Genomic DNA, 20,578 nt, shown 5'->3' with positions numbered 1-20,578 from the left:
TTCCCTTGCACGCACTCACGAGTCTGGCCGGCCGGCCGATCTCCTCCCACGAGTGGGCGGTCGTGCTGCTGCTCTTCGGGGGCTTCGCGGGGCTGACGGGCCTGCTCCTCGTCCTCAGGCCCGCCGTCCCGGCGGACTGGAGCGTCCAGCAGCAGCAGGACAGGTACGACGCCTACGGGCGCGGAAGGCCGCCGGCGGCCGCCGACCGGCACGCTCAGCAGGTCCTGGCGCGCGCGATGGGGGGCTTCTTCGCGATCCTGGGACCCGTGCTGATGATCGCGGGAGTGGTGCAGCTGGTCTCGCAGTAGGGCGGCCGGCGGGCCCGGCCCGCGGCTACGGCTTGCGGAGCCGCCGGTCGAGGGCGAGCGAGAGCTCCGCCTGGACCACGCTGCGCGCCAGGGGGCGCAGGCGCTGGGCGTCCTCCTCGGGGGCGTGGGCGCCGATCAGGTCGGCGAAGAGGTCCGCGATGGCGTCGGCGTGCTCGCGCACCCGCCGTCCCGCCTCCAGGACCGCGGCGAGCGGGATGCCCTCCCGGACCAGGGCGGACGACACGTCCAGCAGGTTCCGGCTGATGTGCACGAACTCCTCGCCGTCGACGGCGACATAGCCGAGCTCCATCGCCGCGACCAGGTTCTCCGGGGACACCTCGCCGGCGAAGCGTTCCGCCAGTTCCTCCGGCGAGAGCCGCACCGGCGTCTCCTCGGTGGGGGCCACGCCCAGCAACTCGCCTACGCCCCGGCCGTGTTCGAAGGCCTCCGCCAGCTCGGCGATGCCGCTCAGGGTGTGGCCCCGCTCCAGCAGGGCCGCGATGGTGCGCAGCCGCGCCAGGTGGCGGTCGTCGTACCAGGCGATCCGCCCCTCCCGCCGCGGCGGCGCCAGCAGCCTGCGCTCGCGGTAGAAGCGGAGGGTGCGCGTGGTGATGCCGGCCAGTCGCGCCAGTTCCTCCGCGCGGTACTCCCGCCCCCCGTCGTGTCCCACGGTGTCGTGCCCCACGGTCTCCGCCTCGTCCGTCACGCGATCACCCTAGGCCGTACCGTCGGTAACTTTCCTCGCCCGGACCCCTACCCATCAGTACGCCACTGCCCTACGCTCCCAACAGTGCCAGTGAACACTGGCAGGGTTCGCGAGGGTCACCGGGCGAACCGCGGCACGGCACACGGAATTCGGCACGGCACCAGCAACAGCCAGACACAGCGCGGGAGGCGGCTCGATGGCCGACTACGAGCACGAACACGTACGAGTGGCGGTGATCGGCGCCGGGTTCGGCGGACTCGGCGCCGCGGTCCGGCTGCGCCGGGAGGGCGTCACCGACTTCGTCGTCCTGGAGCGCGCCTCCGCCATCGGCGGCACCTGGCGCGACAACAGCTACCCCGGGTGCGCCTGCGACGTCCCGTCGCACCTGTACTCGTTCTCCTTCGCCCCCAACCCCGACTGGCCGCGCGCCTTCTCCGGCCAGGAGCACATCCACGCCTACCTGGAGAAGGTGACCGACACCTTCGGCCTGCGCCCCCACATCCGCTTCGACTCCGAGGTCGAGCGCATGACCTGGGACGGCGAGAAGCTGCGCTGGGCCATCGAGACGAAGAGCGGCAGCCTCACCGCCGACGTGGTGGTCAACGCCACCGGCCCGCTCTCCGACCCCAAGCTGCCCGACGTCCCCGGCCTCGACTCGTTCCCCGGCAAGGTCTTCCACTCGGCCCGCTGGGACCACGACTACGACCTCACCGGCAAGCGCGTCGCCATGGTCGGCACCGGCGCCTCGGCCATCCAGATCGTGCCCGCGATCCAGCCGAAGGTCGGCCGGCTCACCGTGCTGCAGCGCACGCCCCCGTGGGTGATGCCCCGCGCCGACCGCCCGATCGGCGGACTGGAGCGCAAGGTCCACCGCGCCCTCCCGCTCACCACCCGGATGCGCCGCGGCGTCCTGTGGGGCATCCGCGAACTGCAGGTGCAGGCGTTCACCAAGCACCCCGACATGCTCGGCGTCGTCGAGAAGCTCGCCAAGGCCAACATGGCCAAGGCGGTCAAGGACCCCGAGCTGCGTCGCAAGCTGACCCCGGACTACCGGATCGGCTGCAAGCGCATCCTGCTCTCCAACACCTACTACCCGGCGCTCGCGCAGCCGAATGTCGACGTGGTGGCGAGCGGCCTGGCCGAGGTCAGGGGCTCCACCCTGGTGGCCTCCGACGGCACCGAGGCCGAGGTCGACGCGATCGTCTTCGGCACCGGCTTCCACGTCACCGACATGCCGATCGCCGAGCGCGCGGTCGGCGCCGACGGACGGACCCTCGCGGAGACCTGGAAGGACGGCATGGCAGGCCTGCGCGGCACCACCACCGCCGGCTTCCCCAACTTCCTGCTGGTCATCGGCCCCAACACCGGGCTCGGCAACTCCTCGATGATCCTGATGATCGAGGCCCAGCTGAACTACCTCGCCGACTACCTGCGCCAGCTCGACGTCCTCGGCGGCCGCGCCGCCCTCGACGTGCGGCCCGAGGCGCAGGACGCCTGGACCCACCGCGTCCAGGAGCGGATGAAGCGCACGGTGTGGAACACCGGCGGCTGCACCAGCTGGTACCTCGACGCAGCCGGCCGCAACACCACCGTCTGGCCGGGCACCACCTCCGAGTTCCGCAGGGCCACCCGCCGCGTCGACCTGCTGGAGTACGACGTGGTCCGCCCCGCCCCCGCCGCAGCCGAGGCCGACTCCGGGCCCGGCGCCACCGCCGCCGTGGAGGCCGCCGCATGAGCAGCACGCTGGACCACCTGAAGACGCTGGGCCGCTACCAGCCGCCCGCGCCCGCCCGCGAGCTGACCGCGCTCTCCGCGGACGGCGCCCGCATCTCCGTCGAGGTGCACGGACCCGAGGGCGCCCCCGCCGTCGTGCTGGCGCACGGCTGGACCTGCTCCGTCGCCTTCTGGGCGGCGCAGATACGCGATCTGTCCGACCGGTTCCGGGTCGTCGCCTACGACCAGCGCGGACACGGCGGCAGCCCGCTGCACGCCCCCGTCGGCACCCAGCAGCTCGCCGACGACCTCGAGGCGGTGCTGGCCGCCACCCTCGCCCCCGGCGAGAAGGCCGTGATCGCCGGGCACTCCATGGGCGGCATGACGATCATGGCGGCCGCCGGACGCCCCGGCTTCCGCGAGCACGCCGCGGCCGTCCTGCTCTGCTCCACCGGCGCCCGCGACCTGGTGCCGGAGTCCACGGTGCTCCCGATCCGGCGCGGAGCCGTCCGCACCTGGCTCACCGGGCAGATCCTGGGCTCCCCGCTGCCGATCGGCCGCCGGCCCACCGGCTTCAGCCGGAAGGTCCTCACGTACGGCACCATGGGCGCCACTTCGACGCCGCAGATGGTCGAGGCCTGCGCACGCGTGGTGCACGCCTGCCCCACCAAGGCGCGGCACGCCTGGTCCCACGTCCTGTCCACCCTCGAACTCACCGAGGACGCACGGATGCTGGACCTCCCCACCGAGGTGATCGTGGGCGGCGCGGACCGGCTGACACCGCCGGTGCACGCCCGTAACCTCGCCCGGGAACTGCCCGACTGCCTGCGGGTGACCGAACTTCCGGGCCTCGGCCACATGACGCCGATCGAGGCGCCGGACGTGGTCACCGACCGCATCAGGGCCCTCGCCGCCGACCACCTCATCGGCGCCGGGACCGACGCACGCACCGGGGACACCGGCACGACGGGTACGACGGGCACGACCGGCACGACCGGCACGACGAAGGAGAGCGCGGCATGAGCAAGGTCAACCTGGAAGGGCGGGTCGCCGTCGTCACCGGCGGCGCGCGGGGCGTCGGCGAACTGCTGGCCCGCAAACTGTCGGTGCGCGGCGTGAAGGTGGCGCTGGTGGGCCTCGAGCCGGAGCGGCTCAAGGAGGTCTCCGGCCGCCTGTACGCCGAGAGCGACTGGTGGCACGCCGACGTCACCGACCAGGACGCCATGAACCAGGTGGCCGCCGAGGTCAAGGAGCGGTTCGGGCGGATCGACATCGTGATCGCCAACGCGGGCGTCGCCACCGGCGGTCCGCTCGTCAGCTCCGACGCCGACGCCTGGCGGCGGGTGATCGAGGTCAACCTGATCGGCTCGGCGGTCACCGCGCGGGCGTTCCTGCCGGCGCTGATGGAGACCCGCGGCTACCTGCTGCAGATCGCCTCGCTGGCCGCGCTCACCCCGGCCCCGATGATGTCGGCGTACTGCGCCTCCAAGTCCGGCGTCGAGGCGTACGCGCACTGCCTGCGCGGCGAGGTCGGCCACAAGGGCGTGGACGTGGGCGTCGGTTACCTGTCGTGGACCGACACCGACATGGTGCGCGGCGCCGACCAGGACGACGTGATGCGCGAGCTGCGCAAGCGGCTGCCGTGGCCGACCAACAAGACCTATCCGCTCGGCCCCGCCGTGGACCGGCTGGTGGACGGCATCGAGCGGCGCTCCGCGCACGTCTACGGGCAGTGGTGGCTGCGCGGCATGCAGTCGATCCGGGGCGCGCTGCCCACGCTGATCGGCACGATCGGGCCCCGCGAGGTGCGGCGGTTCGACGACCGTCTCGACCAGGTCAGGCCCGGTCTGGTGGGCGCCGGAGGCGCCGCCGACGAGCAGGAGAGGACGGCCCACCACAGTGGGTGATGATCGAAATGCGCTGCGTGCACGGCCGTGTCACGCTGGTCGAGCCCCGATCCCCTCACCACTCTTGGAGTGACCGACATGGGCATCAAGGACCAGTTCCAGGACAAGGCCGAGCGTCTCCAGCAGGAGGCCGGCCAGCGCATGGGTCAGAACCGTGAGCAGCAGGAGGAGCGCCCGTCGCGCCCGCAGCGCGACCGTTCGTCCTCGCCGCAGCACGAGAACGACCGCCAGCGTCGCTCGCCGTCGGAGGACGACATCTACGACGAGGACACGATCTGACGCAGGCCCCGGCACCGCGCGCAGCCTGATCCTGTGACGAGGGCGCCCCCTTCACCGGGGGCGCCCTTCGCGTGTCCGCCTGCCCGCGCAGGCCGTCGCCTAGAGGTCGTAGACGACCGTCACCGGCGCGTGGTCCGACCAGCGCTCCTCGTGGGTGGCCGCCCGCTCGACGAAGCCCTTGACCGCGCGGTCCGCGAGGCCCTTGGTCGCCGCCTGCACGTCGATGCGCCAGCCGCTGTCGTTGTCGAAGGCGCGGCCCCGGTAGGACCACCAGGAGTACGGCCCCTCCGTGTCCGGGTGCAGGGCGCGGACCACGTCCACGTAGCCGCCGTCGCCGGGCGAGAGCACCCGGGTCAGCCACTCGCGCTCCTCCGGCAGGAAGCCGGAGCTCTTGCGGTTGGCGCGCCAGTTCCTGAGGTCGGCCTCGGCGTGGGCGATGTTCCAGTCGCCGCAGACCAGCACCTCGCGGCCGTCGGCCGCGGCGCGCTCGCGCAGCGCCTTCAGGTACACCAGGAACTCGTCCATGAACCGGTACTTCTCGTCCTGCCGCTCGGTGCCGACCTCGCCGGAGGGCAGGTAGAGGCTGGCGACGGTGACGCCCGGCAGGTCCGCCTCCACGTAGCGGCCGGTGGTGTCGAACTCCTCGGACCCGAACCCGACGCGCACCGCGTCCGGCTCACGGCGGGTGTACAGCGAGACGCCGGCCCTGCCCTTGGCGGCGGACGGCGCGTGGACGACGTGCCAGCCCTCCGGGGCGCCGGCGGCCTGCGGGAGCTGGCCCGGCTCGGCCCGCACCTCCTGCAGGCACAGCACATCGGCGGAGGTCTCCGCCAGCCACTCGACGAAGCCCTTCTTGGCGGCGGCGCGGAGCCCGTTGACGTTGACGGAGGTCACAGTAAGCACCGGAGCACAATACCGGCACACTGGACGGACCCGCCCGTCAGTTCGCCGAAGAGCACGGAAGTACGATCCCCGCCATGAACATCCGCACTGTCCCGTTCGACCACCCCGACGCCGTGAAGCTGAACGACGAGGTCCAGGAGGAGTACCGGCGCCGTTACGGCGACGGCGGCGACGCCACCGTCCTGCACCCCGACGACTTCCGCCCGCCGAACGGGCTCTTCCTGATCGCCTACGACGAGCAGGACCGCCCGGTCGCGACCGGCGGCTGGCGCGCGCAGGACGAGAACGAGGAGGGCAACCAGGACGGCGACGCCGAGCTCAAGCGGATGTTCGTGATCGAGCAGTGCCGCGGCCTGGGCCTGGCCCGCCGCATCCTCGCCCTGCTCGAGGACGACGCCCGCGCCGCCGGCCGCACCCGCATGGTCCTGGAGACCGGCGACCAGCAGCCCGAGGCCGTCGCCCTGTACGGCTCCTCCGGCTACGAGCGCTGCGGCAAGTTCGGCTACTACCGCTTCCACGAGAACAGCATCTGCATGGCCAAGCGGCTCTGACCGCCGGGCGGGCACCGACCGCGCGGTCACGGCCTCGGCGGGAGCGGGGGACGGGTGCGGTCGGGAACGGCGTCGTGGGACGGCGGGGTGGCGGCGGGGCGCTCGGAGAGCAGGTCGAGGGCGATGCGGACGGCCTCCTCGAGGCCGGTGAGGCGGCCCTCGGCCCAGTCCAGCGGCGTGCGCAGCGCCTCGACGTCCGGCTCCACGCCGTGGTTCTCGACGGACCAGCCGTACGCGTCGAACCAGGCCGCGTTCATCGGGACGGTGATGACCGTGCCGTCGCCGAGGCGGTGCCGGCCGGTCATGCCGACCACGCCGCCCCAGGTCCGCTGGCCCACCACAGGGCCGAGCTCCAGCAGCTTGAACGCCGCGGTGATCATGTCGCCGTCGGACGAGGTCGCCTCGTCGGCGACGGCCACCACCGGGCCGCGCGGGGCGTTGGAGGCGTAGGAGACCGGCTCCGCGTGGCGGGTGACGTCCCAGCCGAGGATGGTGCGGGTCAGCTGCTCCACGACCAGTTCGCTGATGTGCCCGCCCGCGTTGCCGCGCACGTCGACGATCAGCGCGGGCCGGGAGACCTCCATCCGCACGTCGCGGCTGAACTGGGCCCAGCCGGATCCGCCCATGTCGGGGATGTGCAGGTAGCCGCACCTGCCCTCGCTGAGCTCCCGCACGATCTCCCGCCGTTCGGCCACCCACGTCTGGTAGCGCAGCGGCCGCTCGTCGGTCAGCGGCAGCACGGCGACCCGGCGGGTGGGCCCGCCGCCGGGGGAGGCGAAGGTGAGCTCCACGGTGGTGTCCCCGGTGCCCGCCAGCAGCGGGAAGGGGCCGGCGGTGACCTCCACCGGGCGGCCGTTCACGTGGGTGAGCACCGCGCCCTCACGGATGCCGGTGCCGGCCAGCGGGGAGCGGGCACGCGAGTCGGAGGAGTCGCCCGGCAGGATCCGCCTGACCTGCCAGCCCGCCGGGCTGCGCACCAGGTCCGCGCCGAGCAGGCCCTGACGGCGCTGGTAGTGCGGCGGGCCCTCGTTGCGGCGGGCCGGGGTGACGTAGGCGTGCGAGGTGCCCAGCTCGCCCAGCACCTCGCGCAGCAGGTCGGCGAACTCGTCGGGGGTGGTGACCCGCTCCACCAGCGGCCGGTACTGGGCGAGGACCGCGTCCCAGTCGATGCCGCACATGCCGGGGTCCCAGAAGTAGGCCCGGGTGATCCGCCCGGCCTCCTCGAAGGCCTGCCGCCACTCGGCGCCCGGGTCGACCCGGTGCGAGATGCGCCGGGCGTCGATCCACACGGTGGTGTCCAGGTCCCCGGGCTCGGTGGCGGGCATCGCCCGCAGCTCGCCGTCCTGGACGACGACCAGCCGGCTGCCGTCCCCGCTGACGCCGAACCACTCCAGGTGGTGGACCAGTTCGGTGCGCCGCGCCTTGGCGATGGTGAAGTGCTCCAGGGACGGCCGGTCGCTCGGGTCGTCCGGGTTGGCGAAGGTCTCGCCGAGCGCCCCGGAGATCGGCCAGCGCAGCCAGACCAGTCCGCCGCCCGCCACCGGCGTGAGCGAGGAGTACTTGGACGCGGCCACCGGGAACGGCGTGACCCGGCTCTCCAGTCCTTCCGTCTCGATGGAGACCACGCCGGGCTCGTCGGACCCCTCCAGTTCCAGTCCGCCCGCCGCCGGGCGGCCCTCGGGGGAGAGGGCGAACGGCGACGGCGTGGCGGAGGACAGCGGCACCAGGTAGGGGCGGGAGCCCAGCGGGAAGGACAGGTCGCCGGTGTGCACGTCGTACACCGGGTCGAAGCCGCGCCAGGACAGGAAGGCCAGGTAGCGGCCGTCGCTGGTGAAGACCGGGCTCTCGTCCTCGAAGCGGCCGTCGGTGACGTCGACGACCAGGCCGTCCTTGATCCGGGCCAGCCTGATCTTGCGCAGGGTCCGCCCGACCGTCGGGTGCGACCAGGTCAGCCAGGCGCCGTCGGGGGAGAAGGCGAGGTCGCGGACCGGGCCGTTGCCGGAGCGGACCAGTTCGGTGACCGAGCCGTACGCCTCCGTGTCGGACCCGGCGTCGTCCGAGACGGTGATCAGCATCAGCCTCCCGTCGTGGGAGGCGACCGCCAGACGGTTGCCGTCCGGGTCGGCGGTCATCTCCAGCACCCGGCCCAGCCGGCCGGAGGCCAGCCGGTGCGGGGCGCGGTCGCCGGTGGCGCGGGGCAGGTAGGCGATCTCGACGGCGTCCTCGCCCTCCGCGTCCGTCACGTAGGCGATGCGTCCGCTGCCGCCCAGCGTCTCCGGCAGCCGCACCCGCACGCCCGGCACGTCGGTGATGGTCCGCGCCGGACCGTCGCGGTGGGTGAGCCAGTACAGGCTGCCGCGCACCACCACGGCGCTCGCCCGGCCGGTCTCGTCCACCGCGATCCCCCCGACGTGCTGCGCGGCCGGCACCTGGTGCACGCGGCGGCCGGCGCGCGGCCCCGAGGTGCGCACGTCCAGCCTGCGCGGCTCGGAGTCCGCCGTCAGGTCGTCGACGATCCACAGGTCGCCGGCGCACTGGTAGACCACCCGGGTGCCGTCGCCGGAGGCGTGGCGGGCGTAGAACTCGGCGTGGTCGGTGTGGCGGCGCAGGCCGGTGCCGTCCAGGGCGCAGGAGTAGAGGTTGCCGACGCCCTCGTGGTCGGAGAGGAAGGCGATCCGGTCGCCGACGAACTGCGGGGAGTCGAGGTGGCCGCCGAGATCGGCGAGCAGCCGCTGCCCGTCCAGCCACAGGCGGCCGGCGGCGCCGCCGCGGTAGCGCTTCCAGGAGGCCGGCTCGTGCGGGGGCGTGCCGGTGAGCAGGAGGGTGCGCCAGTCGTCGCTCGCCCCGCCCTGGGCGGCGGCCTCGGGGGCGGCGGTGAGGTCGATGTCGGAGACCGGGCCCCAGCGCAGCGGCGCGCCGGGGCCGCCGTCCAGCGGGACGGCGTGGGAGAAGGTGACCGGGAAGGGCCGGCCGTGCGAGGAGACGGCGAGGATGTCGCTGCGGCCGCCGAGGTCCGGGTCGGGCGGCGTCCAGCCGCAGACCCGGGCGTCCGGGCCGCCCCAGTAGGTCAGCCGGGTCGGCTCGCCGCCCTCCACCGGCAGCACGTGGACCTCGGGGACCAGGGTGTGCCAGGAGGTGTAGGCGATCAGCGTGCCGTCCGGCGAGAAGCGGGGGTGGCCGACCTTGGTGCGGTCGGAGGTGAGCCGCCAGGCCCGGCCGCACTCGCCGCCCTTCTCCAAGGGCGCCAGCCAGAGGTCGTCCTCGGCCACGAAGCACAGCAGGTCGCCGCGGATGTGGGGCAGGCGCAAAAAGGTCACCCCACCATGCTTCGGCGGCCCGGCCGGGTGGGCAACTCGGGCGGCGGACGGCCGGTGGGGCCCGCGACGCGGGACGGGCCCGCGCGGGGGGCGGCGGAACGGGCCCGCGCGAGGGCGGCGGGCCGGCGCGACGGTCGTCGCCCCCCCCGGCGGGCGGGCCGCCGGGGCGGACGGGTGACGCCGCCGGCGGGCCGGTCCCCGCACCGCCGGCGCGGCGGGGGAAAACGCGTTGTGGGGGTGGGCCGGGGAGGGGAGGATCCGGGGATGGAGATCCGTGAGGCGACCGGGGACGACTGGGCCGGCATCTGGCCGTTCTTCCGGCGGATCGTGGCGGCCGGCGAGACCTACCCGTACCCGCCGGCCCTCGGCGAGCAGGAGGCCCGCGGCTGGTGGGTGCTGCCCGCCCCGGACCGCACCGTCGTGGCCGTGGCGGACGACGGGCGGATCGTCGGCTCGGCGAAGATGAACTGCAACGCGTCCCGCGCCGGCAACGCCGCCCACATGGCCAGCGCCAGCTTCATGGTCGATCCCGACCACCACGGCCGCGGCGTCGGCCGCGCGCTGTGCGCGTACGTGATCGCGTGGGCGCGCGGGTCCGGGTTCCGGGCGATCCAGTTCAACGCGGTGGTGGAGACGAACACCCGCGCGGTGCGGCTGTACGAGTCGCTCGGGTTCCGCGTGGTGGGCACCGTCCCGGAGGCGTTCCGGCACCCCGTGCACGGCCTGGTCGGCGTGCACGTGATGCACCTGCCGCTGCAGGCCCCCTCCTAGCCGCCGGCCAGGGACTCCCGCACCGCCCGCACCAGCGCCTGGGCGCGGGGGTCGGCCGTGACGGACTTCAGGAAGCCGTTGGTGACGTAGCCGAAGGCGACGCCGCTCTCCGGGTCGGCGAACCCCAGGGCCCCGCCCCGGCCGGGGTGGCCGAAGGAGCCGGGGCCGAGCAGCGGTGAGGCCGGGCTGTGCAGCATGTACCCCGCGCCGAAACGGGTGTTGACGACCAGCACCCGGTCGGCGCCCACCGAGTGTTCGGTGCGGGCGAGTTCGAGGGTCTCAGGGGTGAACAGCGCGGCGCGGCCGTCGAGTCCGCCGGACAGCGCCGCGTAGAAGCGGGACAGACCCTCCGCCGTGGCGACGCCGCCCGAGGCGGGGGACTCGCCCGCCCGGTACGCCGGGTCGTTCTCGTCCGCCGCGGGGGAGACCGCGCCGAACGCCCGCCGGGTGAGCGACCGCGGGTCCGCGTACGCCTGCGACACCTCCCGCTTGGGCCGCGCCTTGATTCCGGCCCCGCCCCCCGGCTCCGGCGCCGGCAGCGGCCCGCACCGTCCGGCCCGGGCCGCCTCGGCCTCCGGGAGGCCGATCCACAGGTCGGCGCGGGACGGCCCGGTGACCTCCGCGGCCAGCCAGGAGCCCAGCGACACCCCGGTCACCTGCCGCACCAGCCCGCCGAGCAGCCACCCGTAGGTCTGCGCGTGGTAGCCGTGCGCGGTCCCCGGCTCCCAGGCGGGGGCCTGCGCGGCGATCGCCGCCTCGGTGCGGTCCGGGTCCAGGGACTCGGCGGGGGTCAGCGGGCGGTCCACGGCCGGTACCCCGGCCCGGTGGGCCAGCAGGTGCCGGACGGTGACCCGCTCCTTGCCCGCCGCCTTGAACGCGGGCCAGTACGAGGCCACCGGCTCGTCCAGGTCCAGCACGCCCCGCTGGTGGAGCAGCAGCACCACGGCCGCCGCCACGCCCTTGGTGGCCGACCGCACGATCTGCGCCGTGCCCGGCTGCCAGGGCGCGTCGTCCCCGCCGCCGTCGACGTCCCGGGCGCCGCCCCACAGGTCGACGACCTTGCGGCCGTGCAGGTGGACGGCGACCGCCGCGCCGCGTTCGCCGCGGTGCGTGAAGTTGCGCGCGAAGGCCTCCCGGACCGGGGCGAACCGGTCGGTCACCGTGCCGTCGACGTCCACCTGGTCCACCGCTCCCTCGTGTTCTCGCGGCGCCCTGGACGTTCCCACGACGCCGGTACGCCTTCGCGGCGCGCTGCGCCAACGGGCGCAACAAGCGTGCCACGGCCCCGATTCCGCGCCACCGCGTGGCGGCGGTCACAGGACCCGCGGTCGCCGGGCCGGGTGGTGGCGGGCCGCCGCGGTTCCACAGGACCCGGCTGCCCGGTTCAGCGGGGCGAGAACCCGTACGGCAGCTCCAGCCGGTTCGCCCGCAGCAGCGCCTCGTCGGCCAGCAGCTTCGGCGTCGGCCCGTCGGCCACGATCGTGCCGCCGGAGAGGACCAGCGAGCGCGGGCAGAGCTCCATCGCGTACGGCAGGTCGTGGGTGACCATCAGGACGGTGACGTCCAGCGAGGTCAGGATCTCGGCGAGCTCGCGCCGGGAGGCGGGGTCGAGGTTGGAGGACGGCTCGTCGAGGACGAGGATCTCCGGCTCCATCGCCAGCACCGTGGCCACCGCGACCCGGCGCCGCTGCCCGAACGACAGGTGGTGCGGGGGCCGGCCGGCGTGCTCGGCCATGCCGACCCGTTCCAGCGCCCGGGTCACCCGGGCTTCCAGCTCCGCGCCGCGCAGCCCGGCGTTGGCCGGGCCGAAGGCGACGTCCTCGCGGACGGTGGGCATGAAGAGCTGGTCGTCGGGGTCCTGGAAGACGATGCCGACCCGCTGCCGGATCTCCGCCATGTGGGCGCGGTCCACCGGCAGGCCGGCCACCCGCACGCTGCCCGCGCCGGCCGTGAGGATGCCGTTGAGGTGCAGCACCAGGGTGGTCTTCCCGGCGCCGTTGGGGCCGAGGAGCGCGACGCGTTCACCGCGCTCCAGGGCGAAGTCGACGCCGAACAGGGCCTGGTGGCCGTCCGGGTAGGCGAAGGCGAGGCCGGAGACCTCCAGGGAGTACGTCACATCGTCCGTGGTCACAGGGTCCATCATTCCTTCCAGGGGACCACCGGCTTCAGCCGGTGGGAGAATTGGACCTCCCGCTGCGTCACGGAGTGGCGCACATCACGAGCTCGCCCGGATGTACTCAGCGTGTCGGATCGAACACGTTGTGCGTATATGCTCGTGATGTGTCTCTGTCGGGGCCGTGTCCGCCGCGACCGTGCAGCGGTACATCGACACCCAGTGGGAACGCCCGTGGAAGAAGGAGAGCGGCGAGTGATCCGCGCGTACAAGTTCCTTCTCCGCCCGACCGTCCGCCAGGAGCAGGCCCTCGAAGAGATGCTGCGGGACCACTGCTCCCTCTACAACGGCGCGCTCCAGGAACGCCGGGACGCCTACCGGCACTCCTCCAGGACCACTCTTCGCTACGGGGACCAGTCCGCGCAGTTGAAGGAGATCCGCGCATTCGACCCGGAACGTCAGGGGCGCTGGTCGTTCTCGTCCCAGCAGGCCACCCTGCGACGCCTCGACAAGGCGTTCGCCGCGTTCTTCCGCCGTGTGAGGGCCGGGCAGACGCCGGGTTACCCGCGTTTCAAGGGTGTCGGGCATTTCGACACCGTCACCTTCCCGAAGGACGGTGACGGTTGCCGTTGGGACTCCACCCCCGACGACCGTCCCACCCGTGTCCGCCTCCAGGGCGTCGGTCACGTCCGGGTGCACCAGCACCGGCCCGCCAAGGGCCGCGTCAAGACGATCAGCGTGAAGCGTGAGGGAGGGCGCTGGTACGTCGTCCTGGCCTGTGACGAGGTGCCCGTCGATGAACTGCCGCCGACCGGCGCGATCATCGGCATCGACCTGGGCGTGACGCACTTCCTGACCACATCGGTTGGTGAACACGTCGCCAACCCACGCTTCCTCCAGGCGATGTCCGACGAACTCGCCGAAGCACAGCGGCACCTCGCCACGTTCCCCCGGCGAACGAAGCAGCGCACCAAGAAGCACCGCGCCGCCGCCCGCAAGGTCGCCGGGATCCACGCGAAGATCCGGCGGCAGCGCTCCGACTTCCACCACAAGACCGCCCGTGCACTGGTCCGTGGCCACGACGTGATCGCGCACGAGGTCCTGAACACGGCGGGCATGACGAAGAAGCCCGCACCCAGGCCCGACCCCGAACGGCCCGGTGTGTTCCTGCCGAACCAGCGGGCCGCGAAGGCCGGACTGAACAAAAGCATCCTCGACGCGGGTTGGGGACAGTTCCTCGGAATCCTGGCGAACAAGGCTGAGAGCGCCGGTCGCCGCACGATCCCGGTGGACGCCCGCAACACCTCCCGCACATGCCCACCCTCCCTCGGAGGCTGCGGACACACCGCGAAGGAGAACCGCGTCACCCAGGCAACGTTCCGGTGCACGGCCTGTGGATTCACCGCGAACGCGGACCACGTCGGCGCGACGAACGTCCTCGACAGGGCCGGGCTGGTCCTCTGCGCAGCGGCTTGGCCAGCGACGCAGGAAACCCGCGCGTTCACGCGTGGGTGGAGTCACCCCAGCAGACACACGGCGGCGAGGGTGGCGAGCGCCGTCACCGGGAGGGCCAGTGCGGACGACCACTGGTGCCGGGTCGCCGCGGAGCCGTCGAGCACCGGCATGACGCCGGTGTAGCCGCGGCTCGTCATGGCGAGGTGGACCCGCTCGCCGCGCTCGTAGGTGCGGATGAAGAGGGCGCCCGCGGTCCGGGCCAGCACGCCCCAGGCGCGCGGCCCGCGCGCCTGGAAGCCGCGGGACTCGCGGGCGATCCGCATCCGCGTCAGCTCGTCGGCGATGACGTCGCCGTAGCGGAGCATGAACGAGGCGATCTGCACCAGCAGCGGCGGCATCCGCAGCCGCTGCAGGCCCAGCAGCAGGTCGCGCAGCTCGGTGGTGGCGGCCAGCAGGACGGAGGCGGCGACGCCCAGCGTCCCCTTGGCGAGGATGTTCCACGCGCCCCACAGCCCGGAGACGCTGAGCTGCACGCCCAGCACCTCGGTCTGCTCGCCCCGCGCCACGAACGGCAGCAGCAGGGCGAACGCCACGAACGGGACCTCGACCGCCATCCGCCGCAGCGCGAAGGCGGCGGGCACGCGGGCGGCCCGGGCCACCGCCGCGAGCAGCAGCGCGTACCCGGCGAAGGCCCAGACCGCCTCGCGGGGCGTCGAGACGACGACCACCACGAAGGCGAGGACGGCGACGAGCTTGGTGTGCGCGGGCAGCCGGTGCACCGGCGAGGCGCCGGGCAGGTGCAGCCGGTGCGAGTGCCCGGAGCCCATGCGGGTCACACCCTCTCGTGGTCGCGGTCGGCGGCGGACCCGCCGGTGGTGTGCCCGGAGGTCTCGCGGCGGCGCACCACCACGAAGACGCCGGTGCCCGCGGCCGCGGTGACGCCGACGCCGATGACGCCGGCCAGACCGCCGGACAGCCGCGCGTCGTCCACGCCGCTGACGCCGTAGTCGGCCAGCGGGCCGTCGGCGACGGCGTGCTCCTCGGCCGCCTCGTCGATGCCGTGGTCGCCGGCGACCTTCTCCAGGCCGTCGGGGGAGGAGGAGGCGTAGAAGCTCACGAACCCGGCCAGCACCAGCGAGGCCGCCAGACCGCCGAGCCACACCGCGCGCGAGGACCGCGGCGCGGACGCCGGCGCGGCCGTCGCGGCGTTCGTCGCGGCGGGGGCGGGCGCGTCGACCAGCTCGCCGTTCACCTTGAGCTTCAGCGGGCGGTGCAGACCCCGCGCGCCGTGCACCAGGTCGGGGCGGACGGCGATCACGGCGCCGACGGTCAGGGCGGTGATGACGCCCTCGCCGATGCCGATGAGCACGTGCACGCCGCCCATGGCGGCGGCGACGGAGCCGATCGGCACGTCGGTGGTGCCGCCGACCGCGTACAGCAGGGTGAAGAACAGCGCGGACGCCGGCACCGAGACCAGCGCGGCGACGAAGGCGGAGGCGGTGACGGTGGAACGCCCGGCGGGCAGCAGCCGCAGCAGGGTGCGGAAGACGAGGTGGGCCACGACCACGGTGATCAGGGCCATGCAGGTGATGTTCGTGCCCAGCGCGGTGAGACCGCCGTCGGCGAAGAGGATCGCCTGCAGCAGCAGCACGACGGAGACGCACAGGACGCCGGTGAACGGGCCGACGAGGATCGCGGCGAGCGCGCCGCCCAGCAGGTGCCCGCTGGTCCCGGCGGCGACCGGGAAGTTCAGCATCTGCACGGCGAAGATGAAGGCGGCGGTCAGGCCGGCGAGCGGCGCGGTGCGCTCCGCTCCCATGGCGGCCGGGCCCGCGGGACCGGCCGCGGAGCCCGCGAGTTCGCGGCGGGCACCGCGCAGCGACACGGCGACGGCCGCGGCGGCGATCACACCGGTGGCGACGGATGTGGGGGCGTCGAGGAATCCATCAGGAACATGCACTGTTCGATGGTGCCGCTTGTTGCAACTTCTTTGCAAGAAGGGGTCCGACCTCGAAGGGCGGGAAAGGGGAAAAACTGGGACATTGTGTGAGTGTCCGCGATCGAACAGTACACACGAGCGCAGGTCCTGACCGCGACGCAGGAGGACCGGGGCCGGATCCCGGCGGTGCTGCGGCACGAGGCCGGGGCCTCCGAGGTGACCATCCGCCTGGCCGCCCCCACCCCGCGGGAGTGGCGGGTGGACCGCGCGTTGCTGGAGCGGGGCGTGTGCAGTCCGGCCCGCGGCGCGGAGGCGGAGGGGGTCAGGGTGTGGCCCTGCGGCCGCGCCGCCACGGTGGTGGAACTGCCGGGTGAGCAGGGCGTGGTGGTGGCCCAGTTCGACACCACGGTGCTGCTCCGCTTCCTCGGCCGCATCCACGCCGCGGCCACCGGCGCCCCCACCCCCACCCCGACGGGGGCCACGCTCCCCGTCACCGCCGCTGCGGCGCCCTCCGCCCCGGCCGCCCCCGCCGCCCTGCCCGACGTGGAGGCGGTGCCCCTGACGGGCGTGCGGGCCACCCGGACGGGCGTACGCGTCACCCGCACCGGAGCGACCGCCGCGGCGGCCTCCCGGCCGGGCACGGCCGCACCGCCTCCGGCAGCCGCCGAAGCCACCCGGCCGGGCTGACCGGAGCAGGTCTGCCCGAGCAGGTCTGCCCGAGCCGGGCTGCCCCGAGCCGGGCTGCCCCGGGCAGCGCAGCCCCGGGCAGGGCGGGTCGCCGGCCGCAGAGGGATCCCGCTGGGCGCCGGGTCAGCCCGTGGCGCCGAGGAGGGCGGCGACCAGCGGCCCCGCGTTCTCGCCGCCGTGACCGCTCTCGCGGACCACCGCGGCCGCCGCGTAGTCGCCCCGGTACGCGGTGAACCACCCGTTCGGCTTGTCCTGGCCGTCGACCTCCGCCGTGCCGGTCTTGGCCCCGTAGGAGGGGCCGAGCCCGGCCATCGCCTCCGCCGCCGTGCCCGCCTGCGCCGTGTACCGCATGAGCTCCCGCAGCTGGCCCAGCACCCCGGAGCTCATGGTCCGCGCGGGCCGGGCCAGGGCGCGGTCGTCCACCGTGGGCGGCACCAGGTACGGCTGGTGGAACGAGCCGGCCGAGACGGTCGCCGAGACCGACGCCATGTTGAGCGGGTTCATCCGCACGCCGCCCTGGCCTATCAGCGAGGCGGCCTTCGGCGCGGCGGACTGCACCGGGACCCCGCCGTCGAAGGTGGAGACGCCCACCGCCCAGTTGTCCAGCCCGAGGCCGAAGACCTCCTGGGCCTCGCGCGTCAGCGCGTCGTCCGGCAGCTTCTCGGCCTGGCTGATGAAGGCGGTGTTGCAGGAGCGCGCGAAGCTCGCCTTGAAGGTGGCGTCCTTCATGGCGAACTTGTCGTCGTTCTGGAACTTCCACCCGCCGTACGAGGAGTACTTGGGGCAGGGGTGCTCCCGGTCGTTGGAGGCGAGGCCCTTCTCCAGCAGCAGCGCCGAGGAGATCACCTTCATGGTGGAGCCGGGGGCCAGGGAGCCCTGGAAGGCCGTGTTGAGGCCGGGTTCCGCGTTGGCGGCGGCGAGTATCTCGCCGGTGGAGGCGCGCAGCAGCACCACCGAGGACCGCGGCTTGGCGGCGACCTTCTCCTCCGCCAGCTTCTGCAGCCCCGGGTGGAGGGTGGTCCTCACCTCGCCCGGTGTGGCCTCGGCCAGCCGCAGCAGCTCCCGCCCCTCGGCCTTCTTCCGGTCCTTCTCGCTCTTCGCGTCCTTCTTCCCGCCCGGCGGGGTGTCGCCGTTCTTCCCGGCGGCCGCCGCCACCTCGGCCGGTACCGCGCGCAGGGCGATCGCGCCGGTGCCGCCGGACTTCTTGCCGTACTTCTCCGCCAGGCTCTTCAGCATCGGCGCGACCGACGGGTAGGCCTCGGCGGTCAGTTCCCCGCCGTCGCGGTCCAGCGCCTTGACCGGCGCGGTGCCCGCCTCGCCGGTGAGCAGCCGTTCGTCGTCCTTCAGCTCCGGGTGGAGGACCGCCGGGCGCCACTCGACGACCGGCTTGCCGTCCGCGGCGCGGCGGACCACCGTGAGGGCGCTGTCGTAGGCCAGCGGCTCGGTCAGCTCCTCGTGGGTGACGGTGGCCTTCACCGCGAAGGTGAGGCCGTCGCCCTTGGGCCGGCCGGCGGTGAGGACGGCCCCGGTGATCCGGGCCTCCTCCGTCCAGCCGGCCAGGTGGACGCGGGCGGCCTCCGGGTCGGAGGTGGCCTTCGCCGCCCGGGCGACGTCGCCCTTCTGCCAGGCGGCCAGGAAGGTCTCGGCGGCGGCGGAGACGTCGGCGGCGGTCAGCGGCGCCCTGCGCCGGTCCTCGGCACTCTGCACCGAGCCCGCGGCAAAGGCGCCGTCGCCGAACACGACGTAACCGCCGGCGCCCAGACCCGCCAGGGCCACGGCGGCCAGCAGGCCGGTCAGGGCGGGCCGGCGGCCGAGGCCCCGGCGCTCGGGGACGCGCCTTCTCTTGCCCACGGTCTTCTCCTCCGGAGACGGATTCCTGTCCTGGCCGGAGGAGCCGGCCGGAGCGGTTCGGGAGCGCTAGCGGTGCGGTGCGTGCGGTGCGTGCGGTGCTTGCGGTGCGGTGCGTGCGGTGCGGTGCGGTGCGGTGCTTGCGGTGCGGTGCGTGCGGTGCGGTGCGGGTGCGGGTGCGGTCGTGGTTGTGGTGCGCGGGATGTGCGGGGTGCGGTGCTCATGCTCTCAGCGAGGACGGACATCGCGGGAGGGGGGCGGCGAAATGCCCTCCCGCGAGACCCCGCCGCCGTCCGGGCGGCACCGGCGACCGCAGGTCAGGCGGTGTCCACGGGCGGTCGGGGTGACGGTGGTCACCCCGCCGCGCGCAGCACCTCCGCCACGACCGGGCCCGCGGCCTGCCCGCCGCGCCCGCCCTGCTGCGCCACGGCCGCCGCGGCGACGTCGCCCCGGTAGCCGGTGAACCAGCTGTTGGGGAGCTCCTGCCCGTCGACCTCCGCCGAGCCGGTCTTCGCGCCGATGTCGCCGCCCAGGCCGGCCATGGCCTCACGCCCGGACCCCTGGGTGGCGGTCAGGTGCATCATCTGCCGCAGCTGCGCGGCGACCGCCGGGGCCAGACCGCGGGCGGTGGCGAACGTCCGGCCGTCGGCCTCGGCCGGCACCAGGTAGGGCTGCTTGAACACGCCGGTCTTCGCGGTGGCGGTGATCGAGGCGACGTTCAGCGGACTGAGCTGCACCTGGCCCTGGCCGATCGCGTTGGCCGCCCGGTCGGGGCCGCCGGAGGGCGGGACGCTGCCGTCGAAGGAGACGATGCCGGTCTTCCAGTCGTCGCGGCCGAGACCGAACCGCTCCTGGGCGACGCCGGTCAGGGACTCGTTCGTCACCCCGTCCTCGTCGATCAGCTTGACGAAGGCGGTGTTGCAGGAGCGGGCGAAGCTGTCGGCCAGGTTCGCGCCCTCGTTCTCGGTCACCCCGGAGGCGTTGTGGAAGGTCTGGCTCTGCCAGGTCGCCTCCACCGGACAGGGCGCGGGGCGGTTCGCCGCGGTGACGCCCTTCTCGATCAGCATCGCCGCGGTGACGATCTTCATCGTGGAGCCCGGCGCGAGCCGGCCCTGGAACGCGGCGTTGAAGCCGTCCGAGCGGTGGTTGGCCACCGCCAGCACCTCGCCGGTGCTGGGCTTGAGCGCGACAACGGAGGACTCCGGGTACCGCCGCACCGCCTTCTCCGCCGCCGCCTGCGCGCCGGCGGACAGGGTGGTGCGGACCTTGCCCGCCTTGCCCTTCGCCAGGGTCAGCAGGGAGGTGTCGGCGGTGTCCGGTGCCGCGTGCCGGATCACCAGCTCCAGCGAGGGACTGCCGCCCGCCGCCTCGCCGTAACGTTCCCTCAGTTCGTCGAGGACGGGGCCGAGCGAGGGGTACTTCTCGGCGCTGAGCACCTTGCCCTCGCGGTCCACGGCCTCCACCGCCGGGACGTCGGACGGACCGGCCACCAGGGTGTCGCCGCGCTCGAGCCGCGGGTGGACGACCTGCGGCTCCCAGTCGACCAGCGGCTCGGCGGTGGTGCGCCCGCGCACCACGGTCAGCTCGCTGTCGTAGGCCAGCGGCTTGCTCTTCCCGCCCACGCTCACGGTCGCCCGCACCGAGAACGGCACGGTCGTGCCCCGCGCCTTCCCGGGCGTGATCCGTACCTTGCCCACCCCGCCCTGCTCGGTCATGCCGTCCAGCAGGGCGCCCGCCGACGCCTCGTCGTTGGTGGCGGCGGCCGCGGCGTGGCCGTCGCCCTTCTCCCAGGCGGCGAAGAACGCGGACGACGCCTCCTCGACGTCCTCCGCCTCCAGCGGGTCGTCGGGACTCGCCGCCAGTAATCCGACCCCGTCGTCCCCGAAGGCCGACAGGATGTTGTACGCCCCGTACCCGGCCCCGCCCAGCAGCACGGCGCACACCGTGCCCACCACGGCCGCCTTCGCTCCCTTGCTCATCCGCGTTCCCCTCCCCAGGTGCCCACGCGTCTGTTGGCATGTACAAGCACGCATGAGGCTACGGGGCCGGTTGCCGCCGGGGAGAAGAATTTGAGCATTCGC

The 20,578-nt window shown here is 74.0% G+C and carries 17 protein-coding genes and 2 pseudogenes; 10 read left to right on the top strand and 9 right to left on the bottom strand.

What is annotated here, in order from left to right:
- Positions 1-5 precede the first annotated feature (5 nt).
- The gene (locus tag Sfr03f_RS00710) at positions 6-308 is read left to right on the top strand and encodes a hypothetical protein (protein ID WP_108951684.1); all 303 of its coding nucleotides are present in this window, start codon (positions 6-8) and stop codon (positions 306-308) included.
- Between the two features lie 25 nt (positions 309-333).
- On the opposite strand, the gene Sfr03f_RS00705 is transcribed toward Sfr03f_RS00710, so the two are convergent.
- The gene (locus Sfr03f_RS00705; protein WP_245967318.1) at positions 334-1,014 is read right to left on the bottom strand and encodes a MerR family transcriptional regulator; all 681 of its coding nucleotides are present in this window, start codon (positions 1,012-1,014) and stop codon (positions 334-336) included.
- A 196-nt stretch (positions 1,015-1,210) separates the two neighbouring features.
- Between Sfr03f_RS00705 and Sfr03f_RS00700 the strand changes: the two genes are divergently transcribed.
- The 4 genes from Sfr03f_RS00700 to Sfr03f_RS00685 all read left to right on the top strand — a co-directional run bounded on the left by Sfr03f_RS00700 (position 1,211) and on the right by Sfr03f_RS00685 (position 4,913).
- Complete coding sequence (locus Sfr03f_RS00700; RefSeq protein ID WP_108951683.1) at positions 1,211-2,749, top strand: flavin-containing monooxygenase; 1,539 nt, start codon at positions 1,211-1,213, stop codon at positions 2,747-2,749.
- Entirely contained in the window at positions 2,746-3,750 is a 1,005-nt protein-coding gene (locus Sfr03f_RS00695) for an alpha/beta fold hydrolase (protein WP_108951682.1), read from the top strand. Before Sfr03f_RS00700 ends, Sfr03f_RS00695 begins: the two co-directional genes overlap by 4 nt.
- Positions 3,747-4,634 carry an SDR family oxidoreductase gene (locus Sfr03f_RS00690; RefSeq protein ID WP_108951681.1) on the top strand — a complete coding sequence of 296 codons (888 nt, stop codon included), beginning with the start codon at positions 3,747-3,749 and terminating at the stop codon, positions 4,632-4,634. Before Sfr03f_RS00695 ends, Sfr03f_RS00690 begins: the two co-directional genes overlap by 4 nt.
- Positions 4,635-4,712: 78 nt before the next feature.
- The gene (locus tag Sfr03f_RS00685; RefSeq protein WP_108951680.1) at positions 4,713-4,913 is read left to right on the top strand and encodes a hypothetical protein; all 201 of its coding nucleotides are present in this window, start codon (positions 4,713-4,715) and stop codon (positions 4,911-4,913) included.
- 99 nt (positions 4,914-5,012) lie between these two features.
- Here the strand turns inward: Sfr03f_RS00685 and Sfr03f_RS00680 are convergent, their stop codons facing one another.
- On the bottom strand, positions 5,013-5,816 hold the full coding sequence (locus Sfr03f_RS00680; RefSeq protein ID WP_170145005.1) for an exodeoxyribonuclease III: 804 nt from the start codon (positions 5,814-5,816) through the stop codon (positions 5,013-5,015).
- 74 nt (positions 5,817-5,890) lie between these two features.
- On the opposite strand from Sfr03f_RS00680, the gene Sfr03f_RS00675 reads away from it, so the two are divergent.
- Positions 5,891-6,367 carry a GNAT family N-acetyltransferase gene (locus tag Sfr03f_RS00675; RefSeq protein ID WP_108951678.1) on the top strand — a complete coding sequence of 159 codons (477 nt, stop codon included), beginning with the start codon at positions 5,891-5,893 and terminating at the stop codon, positions 6,365-6,367.
- A 26-nt stretch (positions 6,368-6,393) separates the two neighbouring features.
- Here the strand turns inward: Sfr03f_RS00675 and Sfr03f_RS00670 are convergent, their stop codons facing one another.
- Positions 6,394-9,684, bottom strand: coding sequence for a S41 family peptidase (locus Sfr03f_RS00670; RefSeq protein ID WP_108951677.1), 3,291 nt, complete (start codon positions 9,682-9,684; stop codon positions 6,394-6,396).
- A gap of 264 nt (positions 9,685-9,948) precedes the next feature.
- On the opposite strand from Sfr03f_RS00670, the gene Sfr03f_RS00665 reads away from it, so the two are divergent.
- Positions 9,949-10,455 carry a GNAT family N-acetyltransferase gene (locus tag Sfr03f_RS00665; RefSeq protein WP_108951676.1) on the top strand — a complete coding sequence of 169 codons (507 nt, stop codon included), beginning with the start codon at positions 9,949-9,951 and terminating at the stop codon, positions 10,453-10,455.
- On the opposite strand, the gene Sfr03f_RS00660 is transcribed toward Sfr03f_RS00665, so the two are convergent.
- Both Sfr03f_RS00660 and Sfr03f_RS00655 read right to left on the bottom strand, forming a co-directional pair.
- Positions 10,452-11,633 carry a serine hydrolase domain-containing protein gene (locus Sfr03f_RS00660; RefSeq protein WP_108951921.1) on the bottom strand — a complete coding sequence of 394 codons (1,182 nt, stop codon included), beginning with the start codon at positions 11,631-11,633 and terminating at the stop codon, positions 10,452-10,454. The two genes, Sfr03f_RS00665 and Sfr03f_RS00660, sit on opposite strands and share 4 nt — an antisense overlap.
- 206 nt (positions 11,634-11,839) lie before the next feature.
- The gene (locus Sfr03f_RS00655) at positions 11,840-12,595 is read right to left on the bottom strand and encodes an energy-coupling factor ABC transporter ATP-binding protein (RefSeq protein ID WP_108951920.1); all 756 of its coding nucleotides are present in this window, start codon (positions 12,593-12,595) and stop codon (positions 11,840-11,842) included.
- Between the two features lie 145 nt (positions 12,596-12,740).
- Here Sfr03f_RS00655 and Sfr03f_RS31750 point away from each other — a divergent pair.
- Together Sfr03f_RS31750 and Sfr03f_RS00645 are read left to right on the top strand one after the other, a co-directional pair.
- Positions 12,741-12,827, top strand: a pseudogene (locus Sfr03f_RS31750) (IS200/IS605 family transposase); the annotation flags it as partial.
- Positions 12,824-14,041, top strand: a pseudogene (locus Sfr03f_RS00645) (RNA-guided endonuclease InsQ/TnpB family protein); the annotation flags it as partial. The pseudogenes Sfr03f_RS31750 and Sfr03f_RS00645, both read left to right, overlap by 4 nt.
- A gap of 44 nt (positions 14,042-14,085) precedes the next feature.
- On the opposite strand, the gene cbiQ reads toward Sfr03f_RS00645, so the two are convergent.
- Both cbiQ and Sfr03f_RS00635 read right to left on the bottom strand, forming a co-directional pair.
- Positions 14,086-14,850 carry a cobalt ECF transporter T component CbiQ gene (cbiQ, locus tag Sfr03f_RS00640; RefSeq protein WP_108951919.1) on the bottom strand — a complete coding sequence of 255 codons (765 nt, stop codon included), beginning with the start codon at positions 14,848-14,850 and terminating at the stop codon, positions 14,086-14,088.
- A gap of 5 nt (positions 14,851-14,855) precedes the next feature.
- A complete protein-coding gene (locus Sfr03f_RS00635; protein WP_108951675.1) occupies positions 14,856-15,983 on the bottom strand; it encodes an energy-coupling factor ABC transporter permease in 1,128 nt (375 codons plus the stop codon).
- 90 nt (positions 15,984-16,073) lie between these two features.
- Between Sfr03f_RS00635 and Sfr03f_RS00630 the strand changes: the two genes are divergently transcribed.
- Entirely contained in the window at positions 16,074-16,649 is a 576-nt protein-coding gene (locus Sfr03f_RS00630) for an SsgA family sporulation/cell division regulator (protein WP_108951674.1), read from the top strand.
- 123 nt (positions 16,650-16,772) lie between these two features.
- On the opposite strand, the gene Sfr03f_RS00625 is transcribed toward Sfr03f_RS00630, so the two are convergent.
- Together Sfr03f_RS00625 and Sfr03f_RS00615 are read right to left on the bottom strand one after the other, a co-directional pair.
- Positions 16,773-18,500: a penicillin-binding transpeptidase domain-containing protein gene (locus Sfr03f_RS00625; RefSeq protein ID WP_108951673.1), complete on the bottom strand. Its 1,728-nt coding sequence runs from the start codon at positions 18,498-18,500 to the stop codon at positions 16,773-16,775.
- A 350-nt stretch (positions 18,501-18,850) separates the two neighbouring features.
- On the bottom strand, positions 18,851-20,476 hold the full coding sequence (locus Sfr03f_RS00615) for a penicillin-binding transpeptidase domain-containing protein (RefSeq protein WP_108951671.1): 1,626 nt from the start codon (positions 20,474-20,476) through the stop codon (positions 18,851-18,853).
- Positions 20,477-20,578 lie beyond the last annotated feature (102 nt).

The sequence above is a fragment of the Streptomyces fragilis genome, from assembly GCF_003112515.1.
GTDB classification, from domain to species: domain Bacteria; phylum Actinomycetota; class Actinomycetes; order Streptomycetales; family Streptomycetaceae; genus Streptomyces; species Streptomyces fragilis.
The sequence above is the reverse complement of the archived record's forward strand: the minus strand, read 5'-3'. Positions and strand labels throughout refer to the sequence as shown.